Here is a 21,664-nt window from a genome sequence, read left to right as displayed (position 1 = left end):
GTAGAGACGAGGACCGGGGCACAGCCCCCCAACCCCTTGACAAAAACCCCTTACGAAGGTGTCCCCGGCCGACACGCCGGGCCGAAACCCGTTTCGGCGCACGCTCGCCGATGAACTAGTCGGGAAACCGCCGCGGCACCCGTCCCCGCTCCCGCAGCCAACCCGCCCGCGCCGCCCCGTGCCACTTCAACGCGGCGGGAACCGCGGGCCAGCCTGCCCGGATGACGGCACGCACGAACCGGTAGGCCCGCTCATCGCCACGCGTCCAGGGGATCTCGAAGCGGGCACGCACCGCAGCGGGTAGCCCGCCGAAGATCACCAACCGCATCGGCGGCGCCAGCGCCGCGCGCACCGGCCAGGTCGGCAACAGGATGTGGGCCGCCGGTTTGAGCAGCGGGTGGATCGGGAAGAACGGCGAGGTGCTCATGTCCGGGATCGCGCGACGCTGGATGAACTCGATCAGGTAATCCGACGCCGGATTGGGCTGCAGCACGTCCCGGCAGTACCGGTCGGTCTCGGCGTCAAACGCGGCGCGGTCCGCCGGCAACACCGCATCACCAAGCCCATACCGGCGATACCATTCGCAGCCTTCGCGGTAGAGCCGATCACGATCGGCCTCGGTGAGCCGGTGGCGGTCCCAGTGGTCGGCGACGCGGTCCACCATCCGCTGAAAGGTGGCGTGCGCCCACCAATAGGTGGACGGGTTCAGCGCGTGATAGCGCCGCCCGTCGGGCATGACGCCCTTGATGTCGCGGTGGGCATCGCGGACCCGGGCACCGGTGACGGCGGCCTGCGGGCCGTCGTAGACGGTGCCCAGGATGCCGGGCAATGACCGAAACACCCGGTCGACCGGATCGCCGAAGAAGTCGGAGTGCTCGATCAGCGCATAACCGATGGCCGGGTGCATGGTCTGCAGTAGCCCCGCGGTCCCGCCCTCGAACGCGATGCGCATATCCCCGGCCCACCGCCACAGCAACGACTCCGGCCCGAGCTGCCCCGCAGTGCTGGTGCCCGCGACCGGACTGTTCATCACCATCGCTCCCCTGCGATTACTGGCGCGCCACCGCCGACCCTATCGGTGACAACGCCCGTTGTCTAGGCGGTCACCGCGCCCTCCGCCGCACCGAGAACCCACCCTTGCCCCCACCCGAAAGAAAAAGTAATGTTACTTTCAGTTTGATCCGCGCCGACACCGGGAGTCGCCCATGGAATCCTTCGTCCACCTGCGGAAAGGCACCACGCCCAAACGGCTGCACGCCGACCTCGACGGCCTCAAGGACGACGAACTGGGCCGCGGCGGGTTCACCGGTCGCACCGCCAATATGTACCGGCGCCACGACCCCACCGCCTACCGTGCCGACGGTCCGTTGCGCCCGGTCGACGTGCTGTCCGCGGAACTCAAACCCGGCGATGCCACCGACGCCGCCGGCGGGCCGCTGTTGCTGTTTTCCAACCCGGACTGCCGCATCTCGCTGTCGCGCCGCAGCCAGGAGATGCCGTTCTACGTCCGCTATGTCGACGGTGACCTGCTGTGCTTCGTGCACGCCGGGTCCGGGCTATTGGAGACCGAGTTCGGCCCGCTGTCCTACCGCGACGGCGACTGGATCTACCTGCCCAAGGCGACCACCTGGCGCCAACTGCCCGCGGCCGAGACCACGCTGTTGATGATCGAGGCGACCGACGAGTTCCGGGTACCGCCTCCGGGCGCGCTCGGCCGCCACTTCCCGTTCGACCCGTCCCAGGTCACCATCCCCGAGCCGGCCCCGATCGAGGACGACGGCCGCGACGAGTACCCCGTCCGGCTCATCCACGACGGTGGCCCGACAACGTTGACCTACCAACACAACCCGATCGACGTCGAGGGCTGGCGCGGCGACAATTTCGCGTTCACCTTCAACATCGCCGACTACAACGTGGTCACCTCCGATTCCGTACACCTCCCGCCGACGGTGCACCTGTTCATGCAGGCCACCGGGGTGTGCGTGATGAACTTTCTACCCAAGCCGGCCGAGGGGGTGCCCGGCACCGAGCGCACCCCGTGGTATCACCGCAACGTCGACTACGACGAGATCGCGTTCTTCCACGGCGGATCGCTGTACGGCATCCCGATGCCGCCGGGCCTGATCACCCACGCGCCGCAGGGGGTGCACCACGGCGCCCCGGAGAAGGCGCGGGAACGGGCGCGGCGCAAGTTCGACGAATACGCGAAAGTCGACTGGCAGGTGATCGCCGTCGACACCCGCCGCCGACTCACCCCCTCCCCCGAAATACTGGCCAACGACCTGGGACAACACGCGTGACCACAACCAAGCACGACTACGACCGCATCCCCTATCTGGTTGCCTACCAGAATGATTCGAGCGTCCGCGACGTCTATGGCGGGGTGGCCGAGCTGGTGGTGCTGGAAAGCTACCTGCTCAAACCCCAGGACACCCCGAGCGACACCGTGCTGGTGTTCATGCACCCGATCGGCGGCGGGGCCTACCTGCCGATGATCAACGGCCTGGCCCGCGCCGGCCACCACGTCATCTACTGCAACAGCCGGTTCCGCGGCACCGACTCCGCCCTGCTGATGGAGAAGGTGGTCCAAGACCTCGGCGAGTGCATCAAGGACGCCAAGAACCGGCTGGGCTACACCAAGGTGGTGCTGGCCGGCTGGAGCGGCGGCGGGTCGCTGTCGCTGTTCTACCAGCAGCAGGCGCAAAAGCCGACGGTGACGGCCAGCCCGTCCGGCGACGGCCCGGATCTGACCCAGCTGGGGCTGATTCCGGCCGACGGGATCATGCTGCTGGCCGCGCACATCAGCCGGCACGGCACCATGACCGAATGGCTCGACGCCTCCATCCTCGACGAGTCCGATCCGACGCAGCGCGACCCGGAACTGGACCTGTACAACCCGGACAACCCCAACCAGCCGCCCTATAGCCCCGAGTTCCTGGACCGCTACCGGGCCGCGCAGATCGACCGCAACCGCCGGATCACCGCCTGGGTCAAGGACAAGCTGGCCGAACTCAAGGCGGCCGGGCGTCCCGACGACGAGTTCGCGTTCGTCGTGCACGGCACCATGGCCGACCCGCGCTGGCTGGACCCGACGGTCGATCCGAACGAACGCACCCCGGGCACCTGCTATCTGGGTGATCCTCAAGTGGTGAACATGAGCCCGGTCGGGTTGGCCCGGTTCTGCACGCTGCGCAGCTGGCTGTCGCAGTGGAGCTACGACGACGCCCACGGCGACGGGGTCGACTGCGGTAGCGACATCGCGGTGCCCGCGCTGGTGATCGGCAACCTGGCCGACGATGCGTGCACGCCCAGCCACACCCGCCGGCTGTTCGAGGCGATCGGCCACCCGGACAAGGAGATGCACGAAATCCCCGGCGCCAACCACTACTACGCCGGCCCCGAGCAGCGCGGCACCCTGCGCCAGGCGGTCGGTGTCGTCACCGACTGGCTGGTGCGACACGACTTCGCCAAGGCGCTGGCATGAGCCCAGCCGGCGCCCTGGACGGCATCCGGGTCATCGAGCTCGGCACGCTGATCTCCGGCCCGTTCGCCGGTCGGCTGCTCGGCGACCTGGGAGCCGAGGTGATCAAAATCGAGTTGCCGACGACCCCGGATCCGTTGCGCACCTGGGGCCAAGCCGAACTCGACGGGCATCATTTCTTCTGGACCGTACACGCCCGCAACAAGAAGGCCATCACCCTGGACCTGCGCACCGCGCCGGGCCGGGAGCTGTTCCTGGAGCTGGTGGACCGCTGCGACATCATCGTGGAGAACTTCCGGCCCGGCACCCTGGAGCGGTGGAACCTGGGCTACGACGTGCTCGCCGAACGCAACAAGGGCATCATCTTGGTGCGGGTATCCGGTTACGGGCAGACCGGCCCGGACGCGCACAAGGCCGGCTACGCCTCGGTGGCAGAAGCGGCCAGCGGGTTGCGCCACATGAACGGTTTCCCCGGCGGCCCGCCGCCGCGACTGGCGCTGTCGCTGGGCGACAGCCTGGCCGGCATGTTCGCCGCACAGGGCGCGCTGGCGGCGCTGTATCGACGCACCGTCACCGGTGAGGGTCAGGTGGTCGACGCCGCACTGACCGAATCCTGTTTAGCCATCCAAGAATCCACCATCCCCGACTACGACGTCGGCGGGGTGGTGCGCGGCCCGTCGGGCACCCGGCTCGACGGCATCGCCCCGTCGAACATCTACCAGTCCGCCGACGGCAGCTGGGTGGTGATCGCCGCCAACCAAGACACCGTGTTCGGCCGGCTGTGCAAGGCGATGGGCCAACCGGAGCTGGCCACCGACCCCCGGTTCGCCACCCATAATGCGCGCGGCCGCAACCAGGACGAGTTGGACGCCATCATCGGCGGCTGGGCCGCCGCACGCGAGCCCGGCGAGATCATCGAAACCCTCTCCGCCGCCGGAGTGATCGCCGGGCCGATCAATACCGTCGCCGAGGTGGTCGCCGATCCGCAGCTGCGGGCGCGCGGCATGATCGCCGAGCACTGGGATGAGCGGATCGGCCGCAATATCAAGGGTCCCGGGATTGTGCCGGTGCTGTCCGCATCCCCGGGCAGCGTCCGCAACGCCGGGCCGGCGGCACCCGGCCAACACAACGACGAGATCTACGCCGGGCTGCTCGGCAAGACCGCCGAGCAGCTCGAGACACTGCGCGCCGAGGGGGTGCTATGAGCGAGCTGCCGCCGCACGTCACCATCCGGGAGGTATCGCTGCGGGACGGCCTGCAGATCGAGCAGCCGGTCCCGCTGGCCGCCAAACTCGATCTGCTCGCCGCCGTCGCCGCCACCGGTGTCCGCGAGGTCGAAGTCACCTCGTTCGTGTCGCCCACCAAGGTGCCCGCGCTGGCCGATGCCGCCGAGCTGGCCGCCGAGCTGTGGCGCTACCCCGACATCGCGTTCTCCGCGCTGGTGGCCAGTCCGGGCGGCGCCGGCCGGGCCGTCGCGGCCGGCCTGAAGTCGATCGAATATGTCGTCTGCGCCACCGATACCTTCAGCCAGACCAATGTGGGCCGGCCCACCGCGGAGGCAACCGCCGCGATCGCCGACATCACCCGCATCGCCCACCAAGCCGACGCGTCGGTGGAGGTCATCATCGCCACCGCCTGGGACTGCCCGTTCGAGGGGCCCACCCCGCCGCAGCGGGTCATTGACATCGCCGCGGCGGCAACCGAACTCGGTGTGGATCGGCTGTCCATCGCCGACACCATCGGCACCACCACGCCGCGCCGGGTCACCGACCTGATCGCCGCGCTGCGCCCGGTCATCGACGGCATCCCGTTGGGCGGCCATTTCCACAACACCCGCGGCGCGGGGCTGGCCAGCGCCTACGCCGCGGTCAGCGCCGGCGTCACCCGCCTGGACGCCTCGGTGGGCGGGCTGGGCGGCTGCCCGTTCGCCCCCGGCGCCACCGGAAATATCGCCACCGAGGATCTGGTCTACCTGCTGCGGGACAGCGGCATCGAAACCAGTGTCGACCTGCCGGCCGCCATCGCCGCCGCCGAGACCGCCAAAGCGGTGGTCGGACACGACCTTCCCGGCGCCGTGCTGCGGGCCGGCGACCGGAAGCTGGCCGCGGATGATGACCGCTGACGCCGAGCGCGTGCTCAGTTCGAAGGGGCGCCAGACCCGGCAGGCGATCGAACAGGCGGCCCGGAAACTGTTCGCCGAGCGCGGGTTTCACGGGGCCACCTTGGCCGACATCACCTCGGCGGCAGGCAAGTCCCCCGCGGTGTTCTACCGCTACTTCGCCGACAAGGAAGACCTGCTGGCCGCGCTGGCGGAGTCGTTTCTGCACGACGTGGTCGCGCCATCGGGGTTGAGCGTGCGGCTCCCGGACTCACCGGAGGACACCGAGTTCTTCACCTCGGTGGTCACCGGCTACTGGAATATGTTCAAGCAGAACATCGGCATCATGATCGCGGTGGCCCAGCTGGCGGCCACCCAGCAGCGATTCGCCGCGGTACAGAACGAGTTCCGGCGTTTTGGCATGGATATGGTCGCGGCCTCGGTGCGGCACGCCCAGCAGCAAGGCTACGGCCGCGACCTCGATCCCGAGCACACCGCGGCGGCGATCGCGTTGCTATTCGAGAACTTCACCACCGTGGTCGTCGGCCCCTCTAGCCTGGGGCTGACGATCAGCGACGCCGAAGCGGTCGCCACCTTGTCAACGATCTGGAAAAAAACCCTGTACGGCTTCTAGCCCAGAAAGGAAATCAGCGTGGATTTCACTTTGCCCGATCACCTTCCGCAGCTGCTCGCCGAGATGGACGCATTCATCGAACGCGAGATCGCACCGCTGCAGGCCGAGAACATGCAGTACTTCGATCACCGTCGAGAACATGCCCGCACCGACTGGGATAACGACGGCATCCCCGCCCGGGAGTGGGAGGACCTGCTTGCCGAGATGCGCCGGCGGGCCGACAAGGCCGGCTGGCTGCGTTACGGGTTGCCGTCCTCGTTGGGTGGCCGCGACGGCACCAACCTCGACATGGCCGTGATCCGCGAACACCTGGCTGCCAAGGGCCTCGGTTTACACAACGACCTGCAGAATGAGTCGTCGATCGTCGGGAATTTCCCGCAAGTGATCATGATGGAGCACTTCGGCACCCACGCGCAGCGCCGGGTGTGGTCGGAGGCGTTGATCACCGGGGAGCGCTCGATGGCGTTCGGCCTGACCGAACCCGGGCACGGGTCCGACGCGACCTGGCTGGAAACCCACGCCGAAGCCGACGGTGACGGCTGGGTGATCAACGGGTCCAAACGGTTCAACACCGGGGTGCACCGCGCCACCCACGATCTGATCTTCGCCCGCACCTCGGGGGACCCCGGATCCGCGCGGGGCATCACCGCGTTCCTGGTGCCCACCGACACGCCGGGTTTCCACGTCCCGTACTACTGGTGGACGTTCAACATGCCCAGCGACCACGGCGAAGTCGAACTCAACGACGTCCGGGTACCCGCCGACGCGGTGCTCGGTGAGGTGGACCGCGGCCTGGAGGTGGCCCAGACGTTCCTGCACGAGAACCGGATTCGGCAAGCAGCGTCCAGCCTGGGCGCCGCCCAATACTGCATCAACCGCGCCGCCAAGTACGCAACCGAACGCAACGTCTTCGGCAAGCCGCTGTCGATCAACCAGGCCGTGCAGTGGCCGCTGGCCGAGCTGCAGACCGAGGCCCAGATGGTGCGGCTGCTGGTGTATTACGCGGCCTGGCACCTGGACCGCGACCACCACCTGGAGGTCTCCGACAAGGTGTCGATGGCCAACTACCGTGCCAACCGGTTGGTCTGCGACGCCGCGGACCGGGCCATGCAGATCTTCGGCGGCCTGGGCTACAGCCGCCACGAGCCGTTCGAACACATCTACCGCCACCACCGCCGCTACCGGATCACCGAGGGCGCCGAGGAGATCCAGATTCGCCGGGTCGCGCAGCGACTGTTCGGGTTCGACAAGCGGTGATGACGCCCGACGCGTTGTCCGCCCGGCTTCCCGCGGTGCTCGCGCCGACCCTCGGGCCGGTGACGATCGCCGACCTACGCGCGTTGACCGGTGGCGCGAGCCGCACCACATGGGCGTTCGACGCGGTCACCGACCACGACCGGCGGGCGCTGATCCTGCGCACCGGTCCGCCCGATGACGTCCACGCCAGCATGGAGCTGGAAGCGCGCGCCCAGGGCGTCGCCGCGGCGGCCGGGGCGCCGGTCCCGCACATCCTGGTCGCCGACAATTCCACCGCCGCGCTGGGCAACCCGTTTTTAATCTGCGATGCGATCGGCGGCGAAACCATCGTCCGGCGCATCTTCCGCCACCTCGACGGCGCCGACGGGGACGTCGGCCGGGCCGAGCTGCTACGGCAGTGCGCGCAGGCGCTCGCCGCGATCCACCGCGCGGAGGCCTGCGCCGGTCTGCAGGTGGAGGATCAGCTCGACGCCTGGCGAGACCGCCTCGACGCGATGGGCGACACCACCGCGACCTTCGAATGGGCGTTTCGCTGGCTGGCCGCGCACCGCCCGCCGCCGTCGCCGCCGCGCCTGGTGCACGGCGACTACCGGATGGGCAACCTCATCATCGACGGGTGCGACCTGGCGGCGGTGCTGGACTGGGAACTGGTGCATGAGGGCGACCCCCACGAGGACCTGGCCTGGTTCTGCATCCGGGCCTGGCGGTTCGGCGCGCCGGCCGACCGTGGGGCCGGCGGGCTGGGCAGCGTCGAGGACTTCCTGGCCGCCTACGAGCAGGCCAGCGCGATCACCGTCGACCGGTCGGTGTTTCACTGGTGGCTGGTGCTGGCCACGTTGCGCTGGGGGGTCATCTGCCGCTACCAGGCCGAGCGCCACCTGAGCGGGCAGACCCGGTCGGTGGAGTTGGCGACGATCGGTCGCCGGGTCTGCGAGACCGAATGGGACCTGCTGCAGCTGCTGGAGGAAGGCGGCCCGAGATGACCGGTCAACCGTGGGTGCACGGCCGGCCGACCGCGGCCGAGTTGGTGGCGGCGGCCGCCGAGTTCCTGGAGACCGATGTCCGCCACGCGACCAGCGGACAGGTCAACTTCCACGCGCGGGTGGCCGCCAACGCGCTGCGCATCGTGGAACGGGAGCTGGTGGAGCCCGAGCACTGCCCGGCCCGCGCCGCGCTGGCCGACCTGGGCTTCGCCGATGAGGCCGCCCTGGCCGCCGCCATCCGGTCCGGCGACCTCGACGATCGCGCCGACGCCGTCACCGCCTGTCTGCGCAGCCTGGTGCGGCAGCGGTTAGCGGTGGCCCATCCTGGCTACGACACCGAATAGGAGGAAGCGGTCCATGTCCACCGTCAACGCGGAGGCCATCATCGACGTCGCCGACCACCTATTCACCGCGATCGAGCAAAGTGACCTGGGGATCCTCAGCGAGGTCTTCGACCGGGACGTGGCGGTGTGGCGCAGCGGTGCCAGCGGTGACGACGACAAAGAACACGCCCTGCGGGTGCTGGCCTGGTTCATCAACCGGACCACCGACCGGCGCTACGAGATCTTCGACCGGCAGGTCTTCGGCAGTGACGGCGCGGACGGTTTTGTCGGCGGCTTCGTCCAGCAGCACATCCTGCACGCCACCCGCGCCAGCACCGGCGAACCGCTGGCCCTGCGGATCTGCCTCGTCGCCAAATTTAGGGCAAACTACCTGATCAGTCGCATTGACGAGTATTTCGACCCCGCCGAACTTGCTCCGCTGCTCAAATAGATACACGGGAGGGTGCAGATGACGACGCTGGAGACGCTGCTCAACGACCCGGACACCGCCGGGGTGTGGAACCTGGTTCCGGATCGCTCGGCATTCACCTTCAGTACCCGCACGATGTGGGGCCTGTGGAACGTCAAAGGCCGGTTCAACGAGGTCAGCGGCGACGCCCAAATCACCGGTAAAGGCGCGGTGTTCGGCCGCATCGACATCCAGGTCGCATCGCTGCGCACCGGCATCCGCAAACGCGACGAACACCTGCGCTCGGCCGATTTCTTCGACGTCGAGCGGTTCCCCGAGATCAGCGTCGTGGTCACCGGCGTCGAACCCGGGCCCGGCAACGCCGCCGAGCTGGCAGCCCGTGTCGCGATCAAAGACGCCACCCACGAACTTCCGCTGCCGGTCACGGTGGTCACCCTCGACGACGGCTCGGTTCGGGTCTCCACCAGCACCAAGGTCGAGCGGGCCCGGTTCGGCCTGGACTGGAACAAATTCGGCGTGGTCGGCAAAACGACCACGGTGGCCGCCGAGGCCGTGTTCGAGCGGGCGCCCTAAGAGCCCACGCGACGCCCACACCGACAGTGAATCGGGCGACGCCGCCGCGGCGTGTCGCGTCACCTGATTCACACTCGCGGGGGGAAGCGGGCGCCCTAAAAACCCAACAGCGTCTCGGCCGCCGCGATGCGCTCGGCCAGCACCGCGGGGTCGGGCCGCAGCCCGGCGATGATGGGGTCCAGCGCGCGCAACCCAGCCCGCTGCAACAACCGCTTCTCGTTGGTGACCCACTCGCCGCGCGCCGCCAGCACCGCGTGCGCGGTCGCCATCGCGGCGGTCGCCACGGCGCCCGCGACTTCGGTGGCCTGTCCGCGCTTGGCGTAGTTGTCCTTGGCGTAGCGTAGGATCAGCGCCGCCCGGTTACGCCACACCGGTGGCGCGTTCTGGCGCAGCGCCTCGGGGTATTCGGGGTGCGGCAGCTTGCCGCGCAACACCCGGTTGACGGCGAGTTCGGCGACCACCAGATAGCTGGGGATACCAGCCAGGTGGAACATCAGCGGCTCCCAGTGAAACCGGCCCTGCTGCGCTTCGGCCAGTTCGTGTTCCACGACGTCCAGGTCGCGGTAGTGCACGTCGACGGGCCGGCCGTCGATCACCAGCCACGCGCCGCCGTTGAACACCCCGCCGCCCCAGGCCCCCAGGTCGGACACCTCGCCGCGCCAGCCCAGCGCGCGCAGCGCGGCCGGATCGAAACCGCCCCGGTAGTACACGGCCAGGTCCCAGTCGCTGTCCGCGGTGGCGGTGCCCTCCGCGCGTGACCCGCCCAGGGTGACGGCGTGCACGGCGGGCAGGTCCGCCAGCCGGTCGGCGACCGCATCCAGGAAGACCGGGTCAGACTCCATCCGTCGAGTGTGCATCCCGGGCGAGATTTTTCGCGGGATGTCCCGCCCGCTTCCCCCTCGCGGCCACGGCGTGCGCGTTAGCATCGGCAGCGTGCCCGACGCCACCGATTCGCTGCGAATTCTTGTGTACAGCGACAACGTCATCACCCGCCGCCAGGTGATCGAGGCGCTGGGCAACCAGTTGCACCCGGATCTGCCGCCGCTGAGCTACGCCGAAGTCGCCACCGCACCGATGGTGATCCGGCAGCTGGACGCCGGCGGCGTCGACCTGGCCATTCTGGACGGTGAGGCGACCCCGACCGGCGGGCTGGGCATCGCCAAGCAGCTCAAAGACGAGGTCGCGACCTGCCCGCCGATCCTGGTGCTGACCGGCCGCGCGGACGACGCCTGGCTGGCCAGCTGGTCGCGCGCCGACGCCGCGGTGCCGCACCCGGTGGATCCGATCCGGCTGGGCCAGGCGGTGCTCGGGCTGCTGCGCACTCCGGCACGCTGACCGCACTAGCACAACCGGCGCGCAAAACCCGCGCGAAAGCACGAATTGCCGTGTCGCCGTTGGTTCTTCGTGGCAGACCCGGTCGCCGTTAATCGTCGCCACGATCCTAACGAAAATGTGGCAAAGCCCGCCGAATGATCGCTAGGCTGTGGGGGAGCTCACATCGATAGCCCACGAGAGAGCGACGCCACGAGATGAATCTTTACCTGCCCATTCTGGTGCTCGGCGGGATCGCGGCCGCGTTTGCGGTGTTCTCGGTGGCCGTAGCCGCAGTCGTCGGCCCGTCCCGGTACAACCGGGCCAAGCTGGAGGCCTACGAATGCGGGATCGAACCCATCGATCAGCCGGTCAGCGGTCCGCACGCCGCCCCCGGCCAGCGGTTCCCGGTCAAGTACTACCTGACCGCGATGCTGTTCATCGTCTTCGACATCGAAATCGTGTTCTTGTATCCGTGGGCGGTCAGCTACGACGCGCTGGGGCTGTTTGCGCTGGTCGAGATGGGGTTGTTCGTCCTGACCGTCTTCGTCGCCTACGCCTACGTGTGGCGGCGCGGCGGCCTGAGCTGGGATTGAGGTAAGCAGTGGGCCTGGAAGAACAACTGCCCGGCGGAATCCTGCTGTCCACCCTGGAGAAGGTCGCCGGCTACGTCCGCAAAGGCTCGCTGTGGCCGGCGACGTTCGGGTTGGCGTGCTGCGCGATCGAGATGATGTCCACCGCCGCCCCACGGTTTGACATCGCCCGGTTCGGGATGGAGCGGTTCTCGGCGACACCGCGGCAAGCCGATCTGATGATCGTGGCCGGTCGGGTCTCGCAGAAGATGGCGCCGGTGCTACGCCAGATCTACGACCAGATGGCGGAGCCGAAATGGGTTCTGGCCATGGGCGTGTGCGCATCCTCGGGCGGCATGTTCAACAACTACGCGATCGTGCAGGGCGTGGACCACGTGGTCCCGGTCGACATCTACCTGCCCGGATGCCCGCCCCGGCCGGAGATGCTGCTCTACGCAATCCTGAAGCTGCACGAGAAGATTCAGCAGATGCCGCTGGGGGTCAACCGGGAACAGGCCGTCGCCGCGGCCGAAGAGGCGGCCCTGGCCGCCCGGCCCACGATCGAGATGACGGGCCTGCTGCGGTGACACCGGCCGGCAACCGCCCTGGAGACAATGAAAGGATCGAGGTTCGCCGTGGCATGTTCGGCGTGTCCGGCACCGGTGACACCTCCGGCTACGGGCGGCTGGTCCGCGAGGTCGCCCTCCCCGGCGACAGCCCACGTCCGTACGGCGGATACTTCGACGCGGTGGTCGACCAGCTGGCCGCAGCCTTGAGCGCGGTCGACGTCGAATTCGCCGACGCCGTCGAAAAAGTCGTGGTGTTCCGCGATGAGCTGACCCTGCACGTGCGCCGCGACCAGCTGCCGCGGGTCGCCCAACAACTGCGTGACACACCGGAGCTGCGCTTTGAACTGTGCGTGGGGGTCAGCGGGGTCCACTACCCCGAGGACCAGGGCCGGGAACTGCACGCGGTCTACCCGCTCAAGTCGATCACCCATAACCGCCGTATCCGACTGGAAGTCGCCGCGCCCGACGCCGATCCGCACATCCCGTCGCTGTTTTCCATCTACCCCACCACCGACTGGCACGAACGTGAGACCTACGACTTCTTCGGGATCATCTTCGACGGCCACCCGTCATTGACCCGCATCGAGATGCCCGACGACTGGCAGGGGCACCCGCAGCGCAAGGATTACCCGCTCGGTGGCATCCCCGTCCAGTACAAGGGCGCGCAGATCCCGCCGCCCGACCAGCGGAGGGCCTACAACTGATGAGCGAATCCACCGTCTTGATGGCCGGCGGGCAGGACTGGGAGCAGATCGTCGAAGCGGCCCGCACCGCCGACCCGAGCGAACGCATCGTGGTCAACATGGGCCCCCAGCACCCGTCCACCCACGGGGTACTGCGGCTGATACTCGAGATCGAGGGCGAAACGGTCACCGAAGCGCGATGCGGAATCGGCTTCCTGCACACCGGCATTGAGAAGAACCTAGAATACCGCAGCTGGGCGCAGGGTGTGACATTCGTGACCCGGATGGACTACTTGTCGCCGTTCTTCAACGAAACCGCCTACTGCCTGGGTGTGGAGAAGCTGCTCGGCATCACCGAGGAGATCCCGGAGCGGGTCAACGTGATCCGGGTGCTGCTGATGGAGCTGAACCGGATCTCGTCGCATCTGGTCGCGATCGCGACCGGCGGCATGGAACTGGGCGCGATGACCGCGATGTTTCTCGGTTTTCGGGAACGCGAACTGGTGCTCAACATCTTCGAGTCGATCACCGGGTTGCGGATGAACCACCAGTACATCCGTCCCGGCGGGGTGGCCCAGGATCTGCCCGACGACGTCCTCCCCCAGCTGCGCGACTTCCTGAAGTTGATGCCGCGACGGCTCCGCGACATCGACAACCTGCTCAACGAAAACGACATCTGGAAGGCCCGGACCCGGGGCATCGGCTATCTGGATTTGACCGGCTGCATGGCGCTGGGGATCACCGGCCCGATCCTGCGCGCCACCGGGTTGCCCTACGACGTGCGCCGCAGCGAACCCTATTGCGGCTACGACGACTACGAATTCGACGTGATCACCGACGACGGGTGCGACGCGTACGGCCGCTACATGATTCGCATCAAGGAGATGAAGGAGTCGTTGAAGATCATCGAGCAGTGCGTCGACAAGCTGGCGACGCCCGGTCCCACGCGGGTGGCCGACCGCAAGATCGCCTGGCCCGCCGACCTGAAGCTGGGCCCCGACGGGCTGGGCAACTCGCCCGAGCACATCGCCAAGATCATGGGCCATTCCATGGAGGGGCTGATCCACCACTTCAAGCTGGTCACCGAGGGCATCCGGGTACCGGCGGGTCAGGTCTACGTCCCGGTCGAGTCACCGCGCGGCGAGTTGGGGGTGCACATGGTGTCCGACGGCGGCACCCGGCCCTACCGGGTGCACTACCGCGACCCGTCGTTCACCAATTTGCAGGCGGTGGCCGCGATGTGCGAAGGCGGCCTGGTCGCCGACGTCATCGCCGCGGTGGCCAGCATCGATCCGGTCATGGGTGGGGTCGACCGGTGACGGCACCCAGCGCCGGCACCGGCGGCGAGCGGATCTTCCTGCAACTCGGCCGGCCGCCCGACGAACCGGGCCAATTCGAAAGCAGCCCCGATGCGCCCCGGTCGTATCCCGCGGAGGTGCGGGCCCGGCTGGAGGCCGACGCCCAACAGATCATCGACCGCTACACCGCGGCCCATCCCGCGGACGAGGACGGCAACAACCCGGCGGCCCGGTCGGCGATCCTGTCGCTGCTGCACCTGGTGCAGGCCGAAGATTCCTATCTGACCCCGGCCGGATTGGCGTTCTGCGCCGAGCAACTCGGGTTGACCGGCGCCGAAGTCGCTGCGGTGGCCTCGTTTTACAGCATGTACCGGCGCGGCCCGACCGGCGAGTATCTGGTCGGGGTGTGCACCAACACGCTGTGCGCGATGATGGGCGGCGACGCGATCTTCGAGGCGCTCACCGAGCATCTGGGCATCGGCAACGATGACACCACCGCCGACGGCACCGTCACGTTGCAGCACGTCGAATGCAACGCGGCCTGCGACTACGCGCCGGTCGTCATGGTCAACTGGGAGTTCTTCGACCGCCAGACACCCGAATCGGCCCGCGCCCTTGTCGACGCGCTGCGGTCCGGGGAGTCGGTGACACCCACCCGCGGGGCACCGCTGTGCAGCTTCCGCCACACCGAACGGGTGCTGGCCGGATTCCCCGACGAGCGGCCCGACACCGGTCAGGGCGGGCCGGGGGCGCCGACCCTGGCCGGCCTGCGGGTGGCCCAGCGGCAGGGCATATCGGCGCCCGATGGGGACGGCCAATGACCCAGCTCGAAGTCACCCACGCGACCCCGCTGACCCCGGTGCTGAGCCGCTACTGGGACGACCCGGAGTCGTGGACGCTGGCGACCTATCAGCGCCACGACGGTTACCGGGCCCTGCAGGAGGCGCTCAACAAGGACCCCGACACGGTGATCGCCACCGTCAAGGACTCCGGGCTGCGGGGGCGCGGCGGTGCCGGCTTTTCGACCGGGACGAAATGGTCGTTCATCCCCCAAGACGACACCGACGCCGGGGCCAAACCGCACTACCTGGTCGTCAACGCCGACGAATCCGAACCCGGAACGTGTAAGGACATGCCGCTGCTGCTGGCGACACCGCATGCCCTGATCGAAGGCATCGCCATCTGCTGCTACGCCATCCGCGCTCGGCACGCCTTCATCTATCTGCGCGGCGAAGTGCTGCCGGTGCTACGCCGGCTGCAGGCCGCGGTGGCCGAGGCGTACGCGGCCGGGTTTTTGGGCCGCAACATCGGCGGTTCGGGCTTCGACCTGGACGTAGTGGTGCACGCCGGGGCGGGTGCCTACATCTGCGGGGAAGAGACCGCGCTGCTCGACTCGCTGGAGGGCCGGCGCGGCCAGCCGCGGCTGCGGCCCCCGTTCCCCGCGGTGTCCGGCCTGTACGGCTGCCCGACCGTGGTCAACAACGTCGAATCGATCGCCAGCGTGCCGCCGATCATCCTGTACGGCGTTGACTGGTTCCGGTCGATGGGCAGCGAGAAGTCACCGGGTTTCACGCTGTATTCGTTGTCCGGGCACGTGAACCGGCCCGGCCAGTACGAGGCGCCGCTGGGCATCACGCTGCGCGAGCTGCTGGACTACGCCGGTGGGGTGCGCGACGGGCACCGGCTGAAGTTCTGGACGCCGGGCGGGTCGTCGACCCCGATCCTCACCGAGGAGCACCTCGACATCCCGCTGGACTACGAGGGTATGGCGTCGGCCGGGTCGATGCTGGGCACCAAGGCGCTGCAGATCTTCGACGACACCAGCTGTGTGGTGCGCGCCGCGCGGCGGTGGTCGCAGTTCTACAAGCACGAATCCTGCGGCAAGTGCACCCCGTGTCGGGAGGGCACCTATTGGTTGGCGCCGATCTACGAGCGGCTGGAAACCGGGCGCGGCACCGCCGAGGATCTGGACACCTTGCTCGATATCGCCGACGTGCTGTTCGGAAAGTCGTTCTGCGCGTTGGGTGATGGGGCGGCGATGCCGGTGCAGTCGTCGATCAAGTATTTCCGCGACGAGTACGTCGCGCACGTCGAACAGGGCGGCTGCCCCTTCGACCCCAACGCAACCATGTTCGTACCGAATGGAGGTGCGGCGTGACCCAGACGGCCGAAGGCCACACCGGCGGCGACACCGCCCGCCCGGAAATGGTGACGCTGACCATCGACGACACCGAGGTCACCGTGCCCAAGGGCACGTTGGTGATTCGCGCCGCCGAACTGATTGGTGTCGAAATCCCCCGGTTCTGTGACCATCCGCTGCTCGACCCGGTCGGCGCGTGCCGGCAATGCATGGTCGAGGTCGAGGGGCAGCGCAAACCGATGGCGTCGTGCACGGTGGCGGTGACCGACGGCATGGTGGTGCGCACCCAGCACACCTCGGAAGCCGCCGATAAGGCCCAGCACGGGGTGATGGAGCTGCTGCTGATCAACCACCCGCTGGACTGCCCGGTGTGCGACAAGGGCGGCGAATGCCCGCTGCAGAACCAGGCGATGACCAACGGGCGGCCCGAGACCCGTTTCCACGACGCCAAACGCCGTTTCCCCAAACCGATCAACATCTCCTCGCAGGTGCTGTTGGACCGCGACCGCTGCATCCTGTGCGCCCGCTGCACCCGCTTCTCCAAGGAGATCGCCGGCGACCCGTTCATCGAGTTGCTGGAACGCGGTGCGCTGCAGCAGGTCGGCATCTACACCGACGAACCGTTTGACTCCTACTTCTCCGGCAACACCGTGCAGATCTGCCCGGTGGGCGCATTGACCGGGGCCTCCTACCGGTTTCGGGCCCGACCGTTCGACCTGGTCTCCAGCCCCAGTGCGTGCGAGCACTGCGCGTCGGGATGCGCGCAGCGCACCGACCACCGGCGCGGCAAGGTGCTGCGCCGCATGGCCGGCGACGACCCGCAGGTCAACGAGGAATGGAACTGCGATAAGGGCCGGTGGGCGTTCACCTACGCCACCGCCGGCGACCGGATCGGCACCCCGCTGGTCCGGGACAGCAACGGCGCGCTGGTGCCCACCTCGTGGCCCAACGCGTTGGCGCTGGCGGCCCGCGGTCTGTCCGGCGCCCGCACCGGGGTGCTGGTCGGGGGCCGGGTGACCGCCGAAGACGCCTACGGCTACGCCAAATTCGCCCGGATCGCGTTGGGCACCGACGACATCGACTTCCGGGCCCGGGCGCACGCGGCGGAGGAGGCCGCGTTCCTGGGCGCCCGCGTCGCCGGCCGCGTCGACGTGCGCTACGCGGACCTGGAAACCGCACCGGCGGTGCTGCTGGTCGGGTTCGAGCCCGAAGAAGAGTCCCCGATCGTGTTTCTGCGGTTGCGCAAGGCGGCCCGCAAGCACCGCACCCGCATTTACGCGGTCGGCCCGTTCGCCGACCGCGGCCTGACCAAGATGGGCGGCACCCTGCTGGCGACGGTGCCCGGCGCCGAACCGGCGACGCTGGACAAGCTGGCCGGCAGCGACATCGGCGCTGCGTTGCGCTCCCCCGGCGCGGTGATCCTGGCCGGGGAACGGCTGGCGGCGGTGCCCGGCGGCCTGTCGGCGGCCGCCCGGCTGGCCGACGCCACCGGCGCCCGGCTGGCCTGGGTGCCGCGTCGGGCCGGGGAACGCGGCGCGTTGGACGCCGGTGCGCTGGCCGGGCTGCTGCCCGGCGGCCGGCCGCTGACCGACGCCGCCGCCCGCGCGCAGGTCGGCGAGCTGTGGGGGGTCGACGCACTGCCCACCACCCCCGGGCGTGATGGCGCCGCCATGTTGGCCGCCGCCACCGACGGCACGCTGGGCGCGCTGCTGGTCGGTGGCGTCGACCCCGACGACCTGCCCGATCCCGAGGCCGCAGTGGCCGCCCTGGACGCGGTGGGGTTCCTGGTCAGCCTGGAGTTGCGGCACAGCGCGGTCACCGAACGCGCCGACGTGGTGCTGCCGGTCGCGGCGGCCGCGGAGAAAGCCGGCACCTTCATCGACTGGGAGGGTCGGCCCCGCAGCTTCGACCCCGCCCTGCGGGACACCGGTGCGCTGCCGGACCTGCGGGTGCTCGATGTGCTGGCCGACGAGATGGGGGTGGCGTTGAACCTGCCCACCGTCGCGGCCGCGCGCGATGAACTGATCGCGTTGGGCGGCTGGGACGGGCCGCGGGCCGCCGATCCGACCGTCGACGCGGAGCCGGCCCCGCAGCCGGGTGCCGGGGAGGCGGTGCTGGCGAGCTGGCGGATGCTGCTGGACGCCGGCCGGCTGCAGGACGGCGAACCCCACCTGGCTGGGACCGCACGCACCCCGGTGGTACGGCTGTCGGCGGGCACCGCCGCCGAAATCGGTGCCGCCGACGGCGATCCGGTGACCGTCAGTACGTCGCGCGGCGCGATCAGCCTGCCGCTGAGCATCACCGCGCTGCCGGACCGGGTGGTGTGGCTGCCGATGAACTCACCGGGTTCGGCGGTGCACCGGCAGCTCGGGGTGACATCAGGCGCGGTGGTGCAGATTGGGGCGGGCGGGTGACTTCCTTCGGCAACGACACCTGGTGGCTGATGGCCGCCAAGGCGGTGGCGGTGTTCGCGTTCCTGGTACTGACCGTGCTGGTGGCCATCATCGCCGAACGTAAAGTGCTGGGCCGGATGCAGCTGCGGCCGGGCCCCAACCGGGTGGGGCCCCGCGGCTACCTGCAGAGCTTGGTCGACGGCATCAAGCTGGCCCTCAAGGAGGGCATCACCCCCGCCGACGTCGACCATCCGATCTACGTGATGGCGCCGATCATTTCGGTGATCCCGGCCATCACCGCGTTCGCGGTGATCCCGTTCGGTCCCGAGGTGAGCGTGTTCGGGCATCGCACCGCCCTGCAGTTGACCGACCTGCCGATCGCGGTGCTGTTCATCCTGGCGATGTCATCGATCGGCGTGTACGGCATCATCCTGGCCGGCTGGTCGTCGGGCTCCACCTATCCGCTGCTGGGCGGCATCCGGTCCACCGCGCAGGTGATCTCCTACGAGATCGCGATGGGATTGGCGTTCGCGTCGGTGTTCCTTTACGCCGGCACCATGTCGACGTCGGGGATCGTGGCCGCCCAAGACCGCATCTGGTACGTGTTTTTGCTGCTGCCGTCGTTTCTGGTCTACCTGGTCTCCATGGTCGGTGAGACCAACCGGGCGCCGTTCGACCTGCCCGAGGCCGAAGGTGAATTGGTCGCCGGCTTCCACACCGAGTATTCGTCGCTGAAGTTCGCGATGTTTTACCTCGCCGAGTACGTCAACATGACCACCGTCTCGGCGTTGGCCGCCACGCTGTTTCTCGGCGGCTGGCACGCCCCCTGGCCGTTCAACATGATTGAGGCGGCCAACCACGGCTGGTGGCCGCTGCTGTGGTTCGTCGGCAAGGTGTGGGGCTTCATGTTCTTCTACATGTGGCTGCGCGCCACCCTGCCGCGGCTGCGCTACGACCAGTTCATGGCGCTGGGCTGGAAGATCCTCATCCCGGTGGCGCTGGTGTGGGTGATGGTCGCCGCGGTGATCCACAGCATCGGCAACCAGGGCTACCCGCATTGGCAACTGCTGCTGGCGATTACCGGTGCCGTCATCGCCGTGGCCGCGCTGCTGGTGCTGCGGACACGGTTCAACGCGTCGGGGGTTCGGCGCACCGAGGTCACCGCGCGGGACGCGGAGTCGACCGGGACGTTCCCGACGCCGCCGCTGCCGCACCGCAGCCCGGTCGGCGTCAGCAAGGAGGAGAGCCGTGGCTAATTTCATCCGCAAGTCACTGGACGCCGTCGCCGGATTCGGTGTCACGTTCGCCGCCATGTTCAAACGGCCGATCACCGAGGAGTACCCGGAAAAGCCGGGTCCGGTGGCGGCGCGCTGGCACGGCCGTCACCAACTCAACCGCTACCCGGACGGGTTGGAAAAATGCATCGGCTGCGAATTGTGCGCCTGGGCCTGCCCGGCCGACGCGATCTACGTCGAGGGCGCCGACAACACCGACGAGGAACGGTTCTCCCCGGGCGAGCGTTACGGCCGCGTCTACCAGATCAACTACCTGCGCTGCATCGGCTGCGGGTTCTGCATCGAGGCCTGCCCCACCCGTGCGTTGACCATGACCAACAACTACGAGATGGCCGATGACAACCGCGCCGACCTCATCTATGACCGGGAGCGGCTGCTGGCGCCGCTGCAACCGGGCATGACCGCGCCGCCGCACCCGATGGCACCCGGGTCCACCCACTTCGACTATTACCTCGGCAATATCACCGCCGAGGGGCTGCGCGACACGCCCGATATCCGCGACTTGCTCGCCGAGCAGACCACCAGCGAGACCCCATGACCTCCTACGCACTGGTGGCCGCCAACCCGACCACCGACGCCCTGACCCACACCTCCACCGGTGAGGCGGTGACGTTCTGGATTTTGGGCGCGGTGGCGGTGATCGGTGCGCTGGGGGTGGTAATGGCCGCCAAAGCCATGTATTCCGCGATGTTTTTGGCGATGACCATGCTGATCCTGGCGGTGTTCTATTTCGTCCAGGACGCGATGTTCCTCGGCGTGGTGCAGATCGTGGTCTACACCGGTGCGGTGATGATGCTGTTCCTGTTCGTGATGATGCTGATCGGGGTTGATTCGGCGGAGTCGCTGACCGAAACACTGCGCGGGCAGCGCGCCGCCGCCGTGCTGGCCGGCGTCGGGTTTGGGGTCCTGCTGATCGCCGGGATCGGCGGTGTCAGCATGGATTTCACCGGCTTGGCGGCCGCCAACGCCGGCGGCAACGTCGAAGGGTTGGCGGCGCTGATCTTCTCCCGTTATCTGTGGGCCTTCGAGTTGACCAGCGCACTGCTGATCACCGCGGCGGTCGCGGCGATGGTACTGGCGCACCGCGAACGGTTCGCCGCGCGCAAAACCCAGCGCCAGCTGTCCATCGAGCGCTTCCAGCACGGCCGCTACCCCACCCCACTGCCCAGCCCCGGCATCTACGCCCGGCATAACGCAGTGGATATCGCCGCCCGGTTGCCCGACGGTTCCTCCTCGAAACTGTCGGTGCCGCAGGTGCTGCGACATCGCACCGTCGGCGCAAACGACGATGCGAAGCGAACCGATGAGGAGGAGTCGCGCTCGTGAACCCCGCGAATTACCTGTATCTGTCGGTGCTGTTGTTCACCATCGGTGCCGCCGGTGTGCTGCTGCGCCGCAACGCGATTGTGATGTTCATGTGCATCGAGCTGATGCTGAACGCGGTGAACCTGGCGTTCGTCACCTTCGCCCGCATGCATGGGCACCTCGACGGCCAGATGGTGGCGTTTTTCACCATGGTGGTCGCGGCCTGCGAGGTGGTGGTCGGGCTGGCCATCATCATGACCATCTTCCGTGCCCGCCGGTCGGCCTCGGTCGACGACGTCAACCTCCTCAAAGGCTAACC

Annotated in this window: 24 protein-coding genes; 22 read left to right on the top strand and 2 right to left on the bottom strand. The window is 68.5% G+C overall.

What is annotated here, in order from left to right; all coding sequences use genetic code 11:
• Positions 1 to 115: 115 nt before the first annotated feature.
• A complete protein-coding gene (locus ACAG26_RS26880) occupies positions 116 to 1,036 on the bottom strand; it encodes an oxygenase MpaB family protein (protein ID WP_370486130.1) in 921 nt (306 codons plus the stop codon).
• A gap of 169 nt (positions 1,037 to 1,205) precedes the next feature.
• Between ACAG26_RS26880 and ACAG26_RS26875 the strand changes: the two genes are divergently transcribed.
• Genes ACAG26_RS26875 through ACAG26_RS26830 form a run of 10 tightly spaced genes read left to right on the top strand, consistent with a single transcriptional unit; the run spans position 1,206 to position 9,779 of the window.
• Complete coding sequence (locus tag ACAG26_RS26875; protein WP_370486129.1) at positions 1,206 to 2,300, top strand: homogentisate 1,2-dioxygenase; 1,095 nt, start codon at positions 1,206 to 1,208, stop codon at positions 2,298 to 2,300.
• Complete coding sequence (locus ACAG26_RS26870; protein ID WP_370486128.1) at positions 2,297 to 3,484, top strand: alpha/beta hydrolase family protein; 1,188 nt, start codon at positions 2,297 to 2,299, stop codon at positions 3,482 to 3,484. The genes ACAG26_RS26875 and ACAG26_RS26870 overlap by 4 nt, the downstream gene beginning before the upstream one ends.
• Positions 3,481 to 4,686, top strand: coding sequence for a CaiB/BaiF CoA transferase family protein (locus ACAG26_RS26865; protein ID WP_370486127.1), 1,206 nt, complete (start codon positions 3,481 to 3,483; stop codon positions 4,684 to 4,686). The genes ACAG26_RS26870 and ACAG26_RS26865 overlap by 4 nt, the downstream gene beginning before the upstream one ends.
• A complete protein-coding gene (locus tag ACAG26_RS26860; protein WP_370486126.1) occupies positions 4,683 to 5,603 on the top strand; it encodes a hydroxymethylglutaryl-CoA lyase in 921 nt (306 codons plus the stop codon). Before ACAG26_RS26865 ends, ACAG26_RS26860 begins: the two co-directional genes overlap by 4 nt.
• Positions 5,593 to 6,213, top strand: coding sequence for a TetR/AcrR family transcriptional regulator (locus ACAG26_RS26855; RefSeq protein WP_370486132.1), 621 nt, complete (start codon positions 5,593 to 5,595; stop codon positions 6,211 to 6,213). The genes ACAG26_RS26860 and ACAG26_RS26855 overlap by 11 nt, the downstream gene beginning before the upstream one ends.
• 18 nt (positions 6,214 to 6,231) lie before the next feature.
• Positions 6,232 to 7,470 (top strand): acyl-CoA dehydrogenase family protein, encoded by a 1,239-nt coding sequence (locus tag ACAG26_RS26850; protein ID WP_370486125.1) that lies wholly within the window; start codon positions 6,232 to 6,234, stop codon positions 7,468 to 7,470.
• The gene (locus tag ACAG26_RS26845) at positions 7,470 to 8,453 is read left to right on the top strand and encodes a phosphotransferase family protein (RefSeq protein ID WP_370486124.1); all 984 of its coding nucleotides are present in this window, start codon (positions 7,470 to 7,472) and stop codon (positions 8,451 to 8,453) included. Before ACAG26_RS26850 ends, ACAG26_RS26845 begins: the two co-directional genes overlap by 1 nt.
• Positions 8,450 to 8,797, top strand: coding sequence for a DUF6285 domain-containing protein (locus ACAG26_RS26840; RefSeq protein ID WP_370486123.1), 348 nt, complete (start codon positions 8,450 to 8,452; stop codon positions 8,795 to 8,797). Before ACAG26_RS26845 ends, ACAG26_RS26840 begins: the two co-directional genes overlap by 4 nt.
• Positions 8,798 to 8,810: 13 nt before the next feature.
• A complete protein-coding gene (locus tag ACAG26_RS26835) occupies positions 8,811 to 9,227 on the top strand; it encodes a nuclear transport factor 2 family protein (RefSeq protein WP_370486122.1) in 417 nt (138 codons plus the stop codon).
• An 18-nt stretch (positions 9,228 to 9,245) separates the two neighbouring features.
• Entirely contained in the window at positions 9,246 to 9,779 is a 534-nt protein-coding gene (locus ACAG26_RS26830; protein ID WP_370486121.1) for a YceI family protein, read from the top strand.
• Between the two features lie 95 nt (positions 9,780 to 9,874).
• Here the strand turns inward: ACAG26_RS26830 and ACAG26_RS26825 are convergent, their stop codons facing one another.
• Positions 9,875 to 10,621, bottom strand: coding sequence for a nucleotidyltransferase domain-containing protein (locus tag ACAG26_RS26825; protein ID WP_370486120.1), 747 nt, complete (start codon positions 10,619 to 10,621; stop codon positions 9,875 to 9,877).
• A gap of 37 nt (positions 10,622 to 10,658) precedes the next feature.
• On the opposite strand from ACAG26_RS26825, the gene ACAG26_RS26820 reads away from it, so the two are divergent.
• The 12 genes from ACAG26_RS26820 to nuoK all read left to right on the top strand — a co-directional run bounded on the left by ACAG26_RS26820 (position 10,659) and on the right by nuoK (position 21,662).
• A complete protein-coding gene (locus tag ACAG26_RS26820) occupies positions 10,659 to 11,114 on the top strand; it encodes a hypothetical protein (RefSeq protein ID WP_370486119.1) in 456 nt (151 codons plus the stop codon).
• A 194-nt stretch (positions 11,115 to 11,308) separates the two neighbouring features.
• A complete protein-coding gene (locus tag ACAG26_RS26815; RefSeq protein WP_370486118.1) occupies positions 11,309 to 11,686 on the top strand; it encodes an NADH-quinone oxidoreductase subunit A in 378 nt (125 codons plus the stop codon).
• 8 nt (positions 11,687 to 11,694) lie between these two features.
• Positions 11,695 to 12,249, top strand: coding sequence for an NADH-quinone oxidoreductase subunit B family protein (locus ACAG26_RS26810; protein WP_071029041.1), 555 nt, complete (start codon positions 11,695 to 11,697; stop codon positions 12,247 to 12,249).
• 53 nt (positions 12,250 to 12,302) lie between these two features.
• Positions 12,303 to 12,935, top strand: coding sequence for an NADH-quinone oxidoreductase subunit C (locus ACAG26_RS26805; protein WP_370486117.1), 633 nt, complete (start codon positions 12,303 to 12,305; stop codon positions 12,933 to 12,935).
• Positions 12,935 to 14,233: an NADH dehydrogenase (quinone) subunit D gene (nuoD, locus tag ACAG26_RS26800; RefSeq protein WP_370486116.1), complete on the top strand. Its 1,299-nt coding sequence runs from the start codon at positions 12,935 to 12,937 to the stop codon at positions 14,231 to 14,233. The genes ACAG26_RS26805 and nuoD overlap by 1 nt, the downstream gene beginning before the upstream one ends.
• A complete protein-coding gene (gene nuoE / locus ACAG26_RS26795) occupies positions 14,230 to 15,033 on the top strand; it encodes an NADH-quinone oxidoreductase subunit NuoE (RefSeq protein ID WP_370486115.1) in 804 nt (267 codons plus the stop codon). Before nuoD ends, nuoE begins: the two co-directional genes overlap by 4 nt.
• Entirely contained in the window at positions 15,030 to 16,370 is a 1,341-nt protein-coding gene (gene nuoF, locus ACAG26_RS26790) for an NADH-quinone oxidoreductase subunit NuoF (RefSeq protein ID WP_370486114.1), read from the top strand. The genes nuoE and nuoF overlap by 4 nt, the downstream gene beginning before the upstream one ends.
• Positions 16,367 to 18,766: an NADH-quinone oxidoreductase subunit G gene (locus ACAG26_RS26785; protein WP_370486113.1), complete on the top strand. Its 2,400-nt coding sequence runs from the start codon at positions 16,367 to 16,369 to the stop codon at positions 18,764 to 18,766. Before nuoF ends, ACAG26_RS26785 begins: the two co-directional genes overlap by 4 nt.
• Entirely contained in the window at positions 18,763 to 20,001 is a 1,239-nt protein-coding gene (gene nuoH / locus ACAG26_RS26780; RefSeq protein ID WP_370486112.1) for an NADH-quinone oxidoreductase subunit NuoH, read from the top strand. Before ACAG26_RS26785 ends, nuoH begins: the two co-directional genes overlap by 4 nt.
• A gap of 4 nt (positions 20,002 to 20,005) precedes the next feature.
• Positions 20,006 to 20,578, top strand: a complete 573-nt coding sequence (gene nuoI, locus ACAG26_RS26775) for an NADH-quinone oxidoreductase subunit NuoI (RefSeq protein WP_370486131.1) — start codon at positions 20,006 to 20,008, stop codon at positions 20,576 to 20,578.
• The gene (locus ACAG26_RS26770) at positions 20,575 to 21,366 is read left to right on the top strand and encodes an NADH-quinone oxidoreductase subunit J (RefSeq protein ID WP_370486111.1); all 792 of its coding nucleotides are present in this window, start codon (positions 20,575 to 20,577) and stop codon (positions 21,364 to 21,366) included. The genes nuoI and ACAG26_RS26770 overlap by 4 nt, the downstream gene beginning before the upstream one ends.
• Positions 21,363 to 21,662: an NADH-quinone oxidoreductase subunit NuoK gene (nuoK, locus tag ACAG26_RS26765; protein WP_071029049.1), complete on the top strand. Its 300-nt coding sequence runs from the start codon at positions 21,363 to 21,365 to the stop codon at positions 21,660 to 21,662. Before ACAG26_RS26770 ends, nuoK begins: the two co-directional genes overlap by 4 nt.
• Positions 21,663 to 21,664 lie beyond the last annotated feature (2 nt).

It is taken from the genome of Mycobacterium sp. pUA109 (assembly GCF_041287095.1).
Lineage (GTDB): Bacteria > Actinomycetota > Actinomycetes > Mycobacteriales > Mycobacteriaceae > Mycobacterium.
The sequence above is the reverse complement of the archived record's forward strand: the minus strand, read 5'-3'. Positions and strand labels throughout refer to the sequence as shown.